This window comes from Candidatus Thermoplasmatota archaeon (assembly GCA_034660695.1).
Taxonomy (GTDB): Archaea; Thermoplasmatota; E2; order UBA202; family DSCA01; genus JAYEJS01.
The window spans coordinates 1-11614 of sequence record JAYEJS010000041.1; the positions used below are offsets into that span (position 1 = coordinate 1).

General features: G+C 41.3%; 14 protein-coding genes. 5 read left to right on the forward strand and 9 right to left on the reverse strand.

What is annotated here, in order from left to right; all coding sequences use genetic code 11:
- Positions 1-89: 89 nt before the first annotated feature.
- From U9O96_02165 to U9O96_02185, 5 genes are read right to left on the reverse strand one after another with little or no spacing between them, the layout of a single operon-like run.
- Positions 90-368 carry a ThiF family adenylyltransferase gene (locus U9O96_02165; GenBank protein ID MEA2053912.1) on the reverse strand — a complete coding sequence of 93 codons (279 nt, stop codon included), beginning with the start codon at positions 366-368 and terminating at the stop codon, positions 90-92.
- An 18-nt stretch (positions 369-386) separates the two neighbouring features.
- On the reverse strand, positions 387-1505 hold the full coding sequence (locus tag U9O96_02170) for a hypothetical protein (GenBank protein MEA2053913.1): 1119 nt from the start codon (positions 1503-1505) through the stop codon (positions 387-389).
- A gap of 30 nt (positions 1506-1535) precedes the next feature.
- Positions 1536-2423: a hypothetical protein gene (locus U9O96_02175; protein MEA2053914.1), complete on the reverse strand. Its 888-nt coding sequence runs from the start codon at positions 2421-2423 to the stop codon at positions 1536-1538.
- Positions 2424-2462: 39 nt separating this feature from the next.
- Positions 2463-3032 (reverse strand): peptidylprolyl isomerase, encoded by a 570-nt coding sequence (locus tag U9O96_02180; protein MEA2053915.1) that lies wholly within the window; start codon positions 3030-3032, stop codon positions 2463-2465.
- 39 nt (positions 3033-3071) lie between these two features.
- On the reverse strand, positions 3072-4169 hold the full coding sequence (locus U9O96_02185) for a DUF763 domain-containing protein (protein MEA2053916.1): 1098 nt from the start codon (positions 4167-4169) through the stop codon (positions 3072-3074).
- A gap of 553 nt (positions 4170-4722) precedes the next feature.
- On the opposite strand from U9O96_02185, the gene U9O96_02190 reads away from it, so the two are divergent.
- Positions 4723-5268 (forward strand): ArsR family transcriptional regulator, encoded by a 546-nt coding sequence (locus tag U9O96_02190; protein ID MEA2053917.1) that lies wholly within the window; start codon positions 4723-4725, stop codon positions 5266-5268.
- 1 nt (position 5269) lies between these two features.
- Here the strand turns inward: U9O96_02190 and U9O96_02195 are convergent, their stop codons facing one another.
- The 4 genes from U9O96_02195 to U9O96_02210 form a co-directional block, all read right to left on the reverse strand.
- Positions 5270-6430, reverse strand: a complete 1161-nt coding sequence (locus tag U9O96_02195) for a hypothetical protein (GenBank protein MEA2053918.1) — start codon at positions 6428-6430, stop codon at positions 5270-5272.
- A gap of 56 nt (positions 6431-6486) precedes the next feature.
- Positions 6487-7413, reverse strand: coding sequence for a deoxyhypusine synthase (locus U9O96_02200; GenBank protein MEA2053919.1), 927 nt, complete (start codon positions 7411-7413; stop codon positions 6487-6489).
- 74 nt (positions 7414-7487) lie between these two features.
- Positions 7488-9143, reverse strand: a complete 1656-nt coding sequence (gene thsB / locus U9O96_02205) for a thermosome subunit beta (GenBank protein ID MEA2053920.1) — start codon at positions 9141-9143, stop codon at positions 7488-7490.
- Positions 9144-9186: 43 nt separating this feature from the next.
- Positions 9187-9351: a hypothetical protein gene (locus U9O96_02210; protein MEA2053921.1), complete on the reverse strand. Its 165-nt coding sequence runs from the start codon at positions 9349-9351 to the stop codon at positions 9187-9189.
- Positions 9352-9452: 101 nt separating this feature from the next.
- Here U9O96_02210 and cas6 point away from each other — a divergent pair, with 101 nt between their 5' ends.
- From cas6 to U9O96_02230, 4 genes are read left to right on the forward strand one after another with little or no spacing between them, the layout of a single operon-like run.
- Complete coding sequence (gene cas6 / locus U9O96_02215; GenBank protein ID MEA2053922.1) at positions 9453-10181, forward strand: CRISPR-associated endoribonuclease Cas6; 729 nt, start codon at positions 9453-9455, stop codon at positions 10179-10181.
- 47 nt (positions 10182-10228) lie between these two features.
- A complete protein-coding gene (locus U9O96_02220) occupies positions 10229-10408 on the forward strand; it encodes a hypothetical protein (protein ID MEA2053923.1) in 180 nt (59 codons plus the stop codon).
- Positions 10408-10989: a tetratricopeptide repeat protein gene (locus tag U9O96_02225; protein ID MEA2053924.1), complete on the forward strand. Its 582-nt coding sequence runs from the start codon at positions 10408-10410 to the stop codon at positions 10987-10989. The genes U9O96_02220 and U9O96_02225 overlap by 1 nt, the downstream gene beginning before the upstream one ends.
- A gap of 44 nt (positions 10990-11033) precedes the next feature.
- Positions 11034-11465 (forward strand): hypothetical protein, encoded by a 432-nt coding sequence (locus tag U9O96_02230; GenBank protein MEA2053925.1) that lies wholly within the window; start codon positions 11034-11036, stop codon positions 11463-11465.
- The last annotated feature ends 149 nt before the right edge of the window (positions 11466-11614 follow it).

An 11614-nucleotide genomic window follows, 5' to 3' on the forward strand; every position in this document is an offset into this window, starting at 1 on the left:
ATTGCATATCAAATCGCACTTTGATCCCGACGATCAGAAAGCTGACTTTAAATTGGTTGAAAATTGAGAGAGGTTGCTGAGATATTGCTTCAAAAATCTATGATGTTACCCATTCTGAGGAACATCTTCCCACAAAAAACTTTATAACTTCTGTCGCCTGGATTGCTCCGGTTATCCCGGCTACTGCTTCCAAAATGGGAAATTTTTCTTGAGGCGGCAGCAGTTATGTACATGCCGACAGCCGAGCCCAAACCTCCTGCACCCACTATTGCCACCCTGCCTTTTTTCAATCGCTTCTGCCCTTCAGTCCCAAAACCTGGAATGATAATCTGCCGCCAATACCTTTCCCTTTCTTTTTTCATCAGCATGGTCAACCCCCAAAAGTGTTAATAAAATTCTTTTGCCATTTTATTTACTCTGTCTTTTACATTTTTTCCATGGTATGCATCCACCATAATGTGGGCAATTTCCTCCATTTCCTGCTCTTTCATACCTGTATGCGTGGCTTCGGCAACTCCGACACGCCCTGAAATGTCTACGAAAATTCTCTGTCCTTCCATTTTTCTACAGAACGCTTTTGCCTTTTCCGGCTGAAAGTCAAGTAAAATTTGGTGTGACTGCGTAAAATTTTTTTCCGGAAATTTTATTGGTATGCCCATTTCATTAAGCAGGAAGGCAAGTTTTTGTGCATTTTTTACTATCTGCCCTGCATACTTTTTTCCATTTTCCAGCATTTCTTCGAGAACAATTCCAAGGGCAGCGATACGATGGACATGTGGATTATCGATCAAGCCAATTCCCTCATCGAAGTCAAATAAAAGCATTTTTTTTAACGCATCAGCCTTTTCCGTGGAATTTGTAAGAACAACGCCCCCCTGAGGGCCTGGAAATGTTTTGTGGGTTGAACCTATCATTACTTCTGCCCCCTCTTTTAACGGCTGCTGGAATTTGCCGCCTGCTATAAGGCCCAGAACATGGGAAGCATCATAAGCCAGCGTGCCATACTTCTTTGCGTTTTCAAGTTCTTTTATCGGGTGGGGAAACAGAATGGTAGAGGCGCCCAGCATCGTGACTTCGGGTTTTTCAGAATCTATAACTTCTTTCGCTTTCCCCATAATTATTTCTGTATCTTCTGTTGGAAGGGGAACAAAAGTCCGTTCAAATTTTTTGTAGCCAAACGGATAACCCCCCTCTTCCTTTGAAATTGCAGCGATCTTTCCCCGGTATGAAGTAAAGGAAAAAAGAATGGCCAAATTGCATACATTTCCTGATAGAGGTGTAACAAATGCATATTTTGCGTTAAAAACCTTTTTTGCCAGTTTTTCCACTTCACCGAAAATTTTAACCGTAAATTCGCTCCCGCCGTACCATTTATCTCCATATCTGCCAGCAAGATCTGATGAAAGGGCACTTAGAGCAGAAGGAATAATTTTGTTCTCGGATGCAATAAGGTTTAATCCAGAGGAGCGATACCTTTCATGTTTTTTTATGAGTGATGGGAGCACGTTCAATTAACGTGGCGGAGCTTAAAAATTTTAAGCTTTCCTGTATTTCTTCCAGACGAGAGCAATAACTACCACGATAATTAGTATTAAAATGATGACAAAAGCGATAGCACCTCCAGATATGCCTTTTTCTGTGCTTTTAACGAATACGGGAATGGAAGCAGTTTTTTCACCCCAATCTGGATTTGCAGAAGGGGAATAAATTACCTCTATCCAGCCTTCCTCTGAACTTACTCCATCAGCCCTGAATATCAAAGGTATGGATTTGGTATTGCCACCTGCGTATTTGGACGGGACAACAAAATCTGTCTGAGCAGCCGTTACTTTCCAGGCACTTGATAAGTTCAGTGTATTTATCTTAACGTAAATATCGCCATTGCACAGGTTGGTTATATTCAGGTAAACTTTCTCACTTCCGCCCTTAACAACATTTATCATGTTATCGGATAGTTGTGGTGCAATTCCCTTATCCTCGAAATCCTGCATGACCGTCACTTTTTCCTCCGCCTCCGACCCCTTTACCAGAAAACTTCCGTTTGTATAGGCGTGAATATTGAAGGAATCATATGAAAACGCTGCTGTTTCTTTTTTGGCTGTTAATTTAATGGAAATGGTCTTCCTTTCCTCCCCTCCACTAAATCCTTTTGGAGTAATGGTAAATGAGTACAGGGAAGGTGACACGGAAAGCCATTCAGGAACATCATCTGTATCAAAATATATGGTAACAGGAAGGGGCAGAAATGAGCCAAACCCCCATCTGAAGGTCACATCAGCATTTATGGTTACGGAATCCGTGGGCGGGACTGGTGGGGCATCCTCAACATTAAGTTCAAGCTGGGACGAAACAAAACATGCTCCCGCTGACGGCAAAAATAATGCAAGCAGGGACAATAGCACAATTATCTTTCCAAATGCCATGTTCATTTATACGCCAGCAGTATAATAAATTTTTTACACTTATTGTTCTTCTATTGTTATACTGTTTATTATTACCTCATCAACCGGCCAATCCTGCATCGGCCCATATGGTGTATTCTTTGTCGTCGTATCTACTGAGGCAATTGCCTCCAATACATCCATTCCTTCAATAACCCTGCCGAATGCGGCATACTGTCCGTCAAGGAAATGCTGCGCTCCGTCGCAGATGAAAAATTGGCTTGTGGCACTGTTGGGATCGGTTGTCCTTGCCATGGATATCGCACCGTCAACATGCTGTAAATCAGGATTGGTCTCAAAATCTATTGGCCCGTACGGGCTTTCCTTATTTGTGCCATTGGGATAAAATCCACCGCCCTGTATCATGAAATTATCAATGACACGATGAAAAACAAGACCATTATAAAATCCGTTGTTAGCGAGTTTTATAAAATTTTTAGTTGTTGCAGGCATTTTATCCTCATATAACTCAACTTTCATCGTTCCCATGCTTGTTTTTATGACTGCTATGTGATTATTTTCATTTTCCATGCATCCGCTCAGGGAAGATGCAATCAAAACCCCCAGTGCTAATATAATGAACTTTTTCATGCTCATGTATTAAAAATGTATAGATATACTTTTTGAATTCTACAATGGCTGGGGTAAAATTTTTTTCAGCCGTTTAACCGTCCTCAGCTTTTCCTCGTTTCCAATTTTTGCCTCATTTATTCCTTCCCTTATAAGTGATGTTGCCTCATCCATCGCCTTCCTATTTACGGGGTAGGGAATGCCATCCTTGCCACCAACGGCAAAAGAATATTTTATTGGGTCTTTCCATGAGGGGGGTGAGCCGTACATTAACTCGGAAATAAAAGCAAGGGCCCTGACAGTTGCCGGGCCGACACCCTTTGTTGAAAGCATTTCCTCGTAATTCTTTGGCTGGAACTCATACATCCCTTTCATCACATTCCAGTTTATCCTTCTTGGCATCTCGAGATGTGGATTTTTCATCCCCTTCCATCCATCCAGAGTTGTCTGCCATGAAGGTTTTTTCAGCAACTCCCATTCTCTCTTCAAATGTCTTGGATCATCGTTTACCAGATCGACGGATATATCTCTTGCATCTTTGCTTTCCCTTGCAGTCATGTCCATTACCTCCCCGCCCCTCCCAAGAATTGCATCATGAGGCTCTTCTACAAAACTTTTTACGTTGTCAGAAAGCCAGTGGTACCTTCTTGCATATCTTGAATCGACATTCATTCCCTGCTGAATAACAGCCCAATCCCCATCTTCCGATATTATGATGGCATGGTGATACAGTTTATAGCCGTCCTGAAGGGCAGCATTATCCACTTTTGCGGCCATCCTGCTGGAGTATTTTAGTGTATCAACAGCATCGCCTCGCAAGCCCATCTCCTTGCCAATAATTTCTATTTCCTCCAAAGTTTTTTTCGAACTTTTGCCCTTGCCGCCTGCTATGCGCATTCCCTCATCTGCCGTCAAAGCTTCCTTTAAAGCCCCGCATGTCACGGTTGTGGTTCCAGATGAATGCCAGTCAAACCCCAGTACACATGAAAAGGCCTGAAACCAGAAAGGATCGGATATTGTCTGCAAAAACCGTTTATGCCCGTACTCGTAGATCATAACTCCGGATATTGCTTTGGCAAGTTTTACCATTCTCCCGAATAACCATCGCGGCGCCTTTCCAGGATGCAAAGGCAGGGAAGCAGTGCCCGTCTTTTCCATTATAAACTTATAGACATGAGCATATAAAAGCTTGTAGGGGGATACATTTCATAATAAAAATTTTATCTTTTGTGCAAGAACTATGGGAGGCAGGGGGAAGAAGAGGCGGTGATTGTAAAATTAGAGGAGGGAAATTCCTCTTTCTATCCCCCATTATATATTATATAAAACTAGAGATTTGTTATTACTTATAAAGAATATCTGACAAACATCGAAACATATAAGACAAACATCGAACACAAAATTTTTTATACCACCTACCAATAAACTCAAGGGTGTTAGCATAGAAGAAATAGTGGTATTTTCATCCATTGTGATGATCGGTCTCTCGTGTTTATTGGTGATAGTTTCAACGGCATCATATATCAGGATTAGAGATATAAAAATGTTTTTTCTTGTCGTAGCCTTTCTTGTGTTTTTGACAAAGGGTATTCTTCTCCTCACGAATGTGGCCCAGCAAAGTATCGGCCTCATCATTCTCGATCTTATAATAGTTATTTTTCTTTATCTTACAGCAGTTAAATGATAGGTAATTTGACGGGAGTGCTACCAAATGATAAAAGAGGATTCACTGGCTCTGGAAACAAGAAGAAAAATATATGATCTTATTCTAAACTATCCAGGGCTCCATGAAAGGGAAATCGCAAGAAAATTGAACATGTCTTTGAGCACCCTCGACTATCACCTTCATTATCTCGAAAAAAGGGAGATAATAGTATCTAAAAGGGATGGCAGATATACCCGATATTTTGTTTCGCTAAAGGTGGGCACTCAGGATAAAAAGATTATTGCCATATTGAGGCAAAAAACACCCCGCAATATAGTGCTTTTTTTGTTGATGCACCAGAATTCCATCCACAAGGAAATATGTGAGGCGGTGAAAAAATCTCCATCTACCGTATCATTTCATTTAAAAAAAATAATCGAAGCAGGCATTGTTGAAGCCATTTCTTTGGGAAGAGAAACATCCTATTCTGTAAAGGATAGAGAACAGGTGATAAAAATTCTTATAACTTATAGAAGTACATTTGTTGACGGTGCCGTCGATAGGTTTGTAGAAACATGGTCATCTTTGAACCCCGATCATATTAAAAAATAGATCACTCCCTCTTGAACAATATCCAGGTTGCAACAACTAAAATTGATATGGCGCTGCATACTGCCATACCTATAAAAACCGGATTTTTCACGATTGACTCTATAGTAATGTCATGAACGCTGAAATGCGGAATGCTTATCAATAAGAAAAACTCTCCCCCGCTCTTGGAATTTACATTGACCAGCACGTATTCCGGCTGCAGCCCGTCATCATTTGGATTTAGGACATCTGCAATATCCTCAGCCATTGGAATTTCTTTTCCGTCAAACATTACTCTAAGTCCTTGCACTGACAGTACGCCTTTCCCTATATTGACTTTTATGGTCTTTCCTGCCGTATGCTCGTCGCCGCTCACGGTAAATTCAGCTTTTTTCGATGTCGGCGTTGTTTTGTTTCCTATGGTAACGTTATCATAATATGATATAGAATCCACTTTATATTCTCCCCCTTCTTTTATAATTGTAATTTCTCCCCCAAGGCTACCCGTTTTTATCGCATCTTCAACCGTCTTCATTTCTTCCGTCCCATCCGATAATGGCTTCGTATCAACGCCTCTAAACATGGCCGTTCTGTGAGCTACTATCCCGCCACTTTTTTCCTCAAGCATATAATTGCTTACTATAGTTCCAGAAAAATTTTCTTTTGAAAGCTCGATGATATTGTCTTTTATTTTTTTAGTGTTGTATCCCTGTAAATTTGAAAAAATAATGTCCCCAGTTGTACATATTTTCAGGAATTGGATGGAAGTATCATGCATCTCGATGCTGCAATCTTCATCTGAATATTTACATTGTGACCCTTCAAATGTTAATTTTTTGTATGATAATTTACATATATATTCTTTAAGCCATCCCTCTTTTTCCAGAAGTTTATCCAGCAATTCATTGTCCAGAATTTGAAGATACATCTCACTACGACCTGCCTCGTAAGTTATATCCAACAAATGTGACTCATTATCCGAATAAACAGAAATAATGCATCCTTCCAGTCCAGATATTGCATACTTTCCGGTTACCCCGCCTGACTCGCATTGCCCAAAATTTCCGATATCAAAATAGTGGCTACCGTTTCCATCACCTTCGGCATTCGTGTTCACAGCCACACCGCTTCCAAAAATAATAAGTAATGCGCTAAGGAGGGTTAACAACTTTATTCCCTTCATTTAAAAACCATTATCCCTTTTTGTCTTATAAAAAATATGGTACAGTTATCGAACGCTCACTCAATGTCCAGCCTTTCAAGGAGGGCAGCAGCCATAAGAGGGAGGATGGCAGTTGCATCCCCTTCTATTGTTACATGCTTCGATTCCTCTTTCAACTTCCCCCATGAGATTCCTTCCCTGATTCTCGCTCCAGAAAGGGAGCCGTCCCATTCCGGCGATGACGTTATATAAACCGTGCTATCAAGACCCCCCCGGAACTGGTTCCACCATATCAAATGGTGCTTTGATATGCCCCCTCCGATTATGAGAGCCCCCATTTTTTCCTTATCATTGAAAAATATATCCGCCAGTTCTTTTTCGTCCTTCAATAAATCGATTTTGAATGGATGGTATTGGGAAAACATCCATATCTGGGAGCCTACAGCACCGTCTGTTATGCCCGGGACATATACAGGTACATCCCTTTTCCATGCCCAGTACAATATCGATTCCTCGCCAAGCATCTTTCCCATCTCCCAGCAAATTTCTCTTGTACCCCACTCATTTTTTTCTTTGATCATACGGCCCAGCAGCTCCTGCATTTTTTCTTCTATTATCGTCCCGTAACTTTCGTTTGGAACGAGAATATTTCCCAGCCTATTCACCTTTCTTCTGTGAAGTTCAACATCATCCATCAGAAAAGAACCATGGTAATAATTCTTCCAGTTTCTGGCCATATCATGGTCAAGCGTGCCGCATGTGGTCATAATAAGATTTACTATGCCGTGTTTTACCATCTCTTTTATAATTCCCCTCGTTCCTGCGGCGATTATGCATGCAGGAAATGAAAGGCTTATTTTGTAGCCCTCCTTTACCATGCTTTCAAGTATATTCACTCCCTCACCAATTTTTTTTGCAGTAAAACCGCCTGCATCGTACATCTGGCAAATTAACTCATTGGCACTCATTTTTTTATTCAGTATCATATCTTTGACAGGTATCATAAAAAACAAAAATAGGTGAAAGTATAAAAAAGATGGGTAGAGGGTGCAAGCTTACTTGGCAATCAGCATCTCACTTAGTATTCGGGCATTTCTCCACCGGGCATACCGCCGCCGGGCATTCCTCCACCCGGAGGCATACCGCCTCCACCGCCCCCTCCCTTTGCGGCGATTACATCGTCGATACGCAGTATCATAACTGTTGTTTCTGTAGCTGATTTTACCGCTTGTAATCCCACTTTCAGCGGCTCCACAACATTTAGTTTCCTCATATCCTTTGGTTTGCCTTCGAAAACGTCAACGCCGTGGTATTTATTTCCTTCTTTGTGCGCCTTCTTCAGATCTATGAGCATGTCTATCGCATCGATGCCTGCATTAGTGGCAAGTGCCTTTGGGATAACTTCTATTGCATCGGCAAAACTCTCAACAGCCATCTGTTCTCTGCCACCAACACTGTTGGCATAGTCCCGCAAGCCGAGTGAAACCTCGGTAGCTGCTGAACCACCACCTGCCGTTATTTTTCCATCCTCGAGTGCAGCCGCCACGACGGACAATGCATCATGTATTCCGCGGTCTATCTCATCCACAACATGTTCTGTACCGCCCCTAATAAGAAGGGTGACAGCCTTTGCTTCTTTGCATTCCGTGACAAAAACCATTTCATCGTCGCCTATCTTTTTCTCTTCAACTCTTCCTGCATAGCCCAGATCACTCTCTCCAATTTCATCCAGTTCTGATACTATTGAAGCATCTGTTGCCCTTGCAAGTTTCTCCATGTCCGATTTTTTTACCCGTCGTACGGAAAATATTCCCGCCTTGGACAAATAATGTTGTGCCAGATCGTCTATTCCTTTCTGACATAGTACGGTATCGGCACCAGACGCTTTTATTTTATCCACCATCTTACGAAGCATTGCCTCTTCTTCATTAAGGAACTTCTGTAGCTGCGTCGGGTCAGATATGCGTATCTGTGCATCCACCTCCGTCTTCTTGACTTCTAGGGCAGTATTGAGCAGCAAAATTTTCGCGTCCTTCACAACTTTTGGCATGCTTGGATGAACTCTCTCTTTGTCCAGTACTATACCTTCTATCAATTCTGTATCTTCAACAGACCCACCGTGTTTCTTCTCTATTTTTATGTTGTCCAGATCAACTGTAATTTTTCCATTTTCCTCATCGGAAACAGCCTTTGCCGCCCTGTACGAAATATCTGAAAGTAGTTCCTTATTTGAGGTCGCAGCCTTGCCGGTCATGGCTGTCACTGCAATTTGCTTCAGTATTTCGGCATCATCTGGCTTAACCTCTTCCGTAATACTCCCCAGAATCTCGCATGCTTTTTTGCTGGCCATGCGGTATCCATCTGCAATCACCGTCGGATGAACGTTCTGATCCACAAGCTCAAGAGCTTTCTTAAGCAGTTCTCCAGCAAGTATTACGGCAGTAGTTGTCCCATCCCCGCATTCCTCGTCCTGAGTTTTTGCCACTTCCACAATCATTTTTGCTGCAGGATGCTCAACGTCTATTTCCTTGAGAATTGTAACACCGTCATTCGTAATAACAACATCTCCCATGCTGTCTACGAGCATCTTGTCCATTCCCTTTGGTCCCAGAGTGGAGCGTACAGCATCTGCTATCGCCATTGCAGCCCTCATATTGTTGTGCTGTGCATCTTTACCCTGTTCTCTTTCAGTCCCTTCTTTTAATATTAATATTGGTTGTTTTCCAGATAACATATTACATCACCAAGAACGGTATAATAATTCTTCTATATAAAATTTACTCTGCAATAACATCTTGGGAACCATTCTTATATGCGAAGTAACAGTTATCACACAGGTATGCAGATATGCTCTCAACAAAGTGAGCATGATCCTTGCATATCTCCTGATAACAATGGTGGCATTTTGCAAAGCTTTTTACCCCGCATATGTAGCAGCCCATGTTCTCCTATGTATATCATGACATGACTTATATAGATTTTGAAGGCAGGCGTGAATTGATAAGGTTTTTATGTTCTACTTTATTAAGGTAGGTGATAACAAATGAGAGCGAAAATCTTTATACATCATGTTTCTGGTGGTTTACTTCCTTATGATTATCAATATGCCATGGCTTCCATGCTGTACGAAAAATTGGCAGTTGGAAATGTAAAACTGGCGGATGAAGTACATTTCCATCAGGGTTTCAAATTTTACAATTTTTCAAATTTGTTGCTCGAGAATCGCAGACCGTCAGGCAAGGGATTAGCATTCGAAAATGCATATTTCATTCTTACTTCGCCGGATGCGGTGTTTATAAAAAGTTTTACAGAAGGTTTGCTTCAGGAACCGGAATTTAATCTGTATAAAGAAAATTTTGTTGTAATAAGAATAGAGATATTGAAGCAAATGGAATTGAAAAGCCCGTGCACTTTTAAAACATCGAGTCCGATATTTGTTAAAACGATGAGGGAAAAAGACGGAAAACTTGTGGAATGGGATTTGTATCCAAAGGATGGAAAATTTCACGAGAACGTTCATAAAAACCTCGTAAAGAGGTATACAGAATATTATGGCAATGGGCTGAGTAATGATCATTTTGAGATTATCAATGTAAAAAACTTCAAGCCAAAACGCATTATTATAGGCGGTGGCATACAGGCAACTCCGAGGAGGTGCTCGTTGATGACCTTTACTGTTGAAGCTAGTAAAGAATTACTCCAATTTGCTTATGATGCAGGGATTGGAGAAAAGAATGCAATGGGATTCGGTTGTTTGGAAGTGGTTGAGTGAGAGAGAAATGCCTCCAAAAGTTTAAGATAAAAAACATAATTAGGATTATGGTTAAATCCGAGGAGTTTGAAACATGCCCTTTCTGTGGAGCTAGCGTAAAAACAAAGAATATGTCCGTGCATAAGATAAAGGTTCATTTCGATGATATGAAAGGCATTCAAAAGAATAAATTGATGACCAAGGAGGAGATAGACGCTGTGTGCGAGAGAGCAACTGAATTGAATTAATACAAGTAGGGAAGGAGAAATCCGCGGTAAATCTATTCAAAAAAGTGTTGTCCATTGATCCGTCCAACTTTGGAGCATGGCACGATCTGGGGTTGGCGTGGGCGAAGCTCGGAAAAACCAAAAAGGCTCTGGAGGCACTGGATAAATGCATTGAAATAAAGCCAGATCTCGCTCCCGCATGGGCCAACAAAGGACTCATCCACCTCCCCTCAGAAAAATATGATGAGGCGTTGGAATGCTATCAAAAAAGCGTTGAGCATGATTCTTCTTTTCTTCAGGGCTGGTACCACATAGGTATCATAAATGCCGTGAAAGATAATTTTGAGGAAGCGCTGAAATGCATTAACAAAGCTCTGGCTCTGAATGACGAGTATTATATGGCGTGGTTTACCAAAGGAGAAATTTTGGCAGCGATGGGAAGAGAAAAGGAAGGTGAGGAATGCTACCGCAGGGCATATGAATTAAATCCCGGGTACGCGTGGAAAGCATTGGAAGGAGAAATCGAGGGAGAGAACATCATCCACCATGCCAGCGGTATGCAAGCCAAGAAAAAAAGAGGTGGGAGTAAAGATTTTAAATGATAACGTATTGAGATTAATTACCTATAGATATTGGAGGTATTATTATGTCATACACACCCTTCCATGAAAAGTTCCTGGAAATAGCAAAAGAAGAAACCAGGTCGATAATCGCAATTAACGATCCAGAATTGCCCGAAGGAAGGTATGTCTTGCTTGAATCCTATTGCGATGAGGTGGGCTGCGACTGTCGGAGGGTATTCTTCAACGTATTTTCTGAAAGAAGAAAAGAAATCGTGGCCGTAATTGCATACGGATGGGAAGATTCAAAATTTTATGCGGATTGGCTTGGTGATAATGACCCAGTCATCATAAAGGATTTGAAGGGTCCTTCGTTAAACCTAGCCAGTCCTCAATCCGGACTTGCCTATATATTGTTGGATAGAGTCAAGGATGTTCTGGAAGATAGAGACTACGTTGAAAGGATAAAGAGACATTATCGCCTATTCAAGGATTCGATCGAAAAAGAAGGAGAGTAGTGCGGAGGTTGAAAAAAGAGGAATAGTCTCTACGAATAGGAATTTTTCCTGAAAAATTTCGACATTTTTTATAAAGAGCAATGTCTTATCTCTTGGAGTGGGATGAGATGACACTTTATGAATTTGGACAAAAAATTCGCAAAGCCATA

Bases quoted from the DNA above. Each gene is read 5' to 3' on its own strand.
- U9O96_02165 (MEA2053912.1), bottom strand. From the start codon at position 368: ATGCTGATGAAAAAAGAAAGGGAAAGGTATTGGCGGCAGATTATCATT.
- U9O96_02175 (MEA2053914.1), bottom strand. From the start codon at position 2,423: ATGGCATTTGGAAAGATAATTGTGCTATTGTCCCTGCTTGCATTATTT.
- U9O96_02180 (MEA2053915.1), bottom strand. From the start codon at position 3,032: ATGAAAAAGTTCATTATATTAGCACTGGGGGTTTTGATTGCATCTTCC.
- U9O96_02185 (MEA2053916.1), bottom strand. From the start codon at position 4,169: ATGGAAAAGACGGGCACTGCTTCCCTGCCTTTGCATCCTGGAAAGGCG.
- U9O96_02190 (MEA2053917.1), top strand. From the start codon at position 4,723: ATGATAAAAGAGGATTCACTGGCTCTGGAAACAAGAAGAAAAATATAT.
- U9O96_02195 (MEA2053918.1), bottom strand. From the start codon at position 6,430: ATGAAGGGAATAAAGTTGTTAACCCTCCTTAGCGCATTACTTATTATT.
- U9O96_02200 (MEA2053919.1), bottom strand. From the start codon at position 7,413: ATGATACCTGTCAAAGATATGATACTGAATAAAAAAATGAGTGCCAAT.
- thsB (MEA2053920.1), bottom strand. From the start codon at position 9,143: ATGTTATCTGGAAAACAACCAATATTAATATTAAAAGAAGGGACTGAA.
- U9O96_02210 (MEA2053921.1), bottom strand. From the start codon at position 9,351: ATGGGCTGCTACATATGCGGGGTAAAAAGCTTTGCAAAATGCCACCAT.
- cas6 (MEA2053922.1), top strand. From the start codon at position 9,453: ATGAGAGCGAAAATCTTTATACATCATGTTTCTGGTGGTTTACTTCCT.
- U9O96_02220 (MEA2053923.1), top strand. From the start codon at position 10,229: ATGGTTAAATCCGAGGAGTTTGAAACATGCCCTTTCTGTGGAGCTAGC.
- U9O96_02230 (MEA2053925.1), top strand. From the start codon at position 11,034: ATGTCATACACACCCTTCCATGAAAAGTTCCTGGAAATAGCAAAAGAA.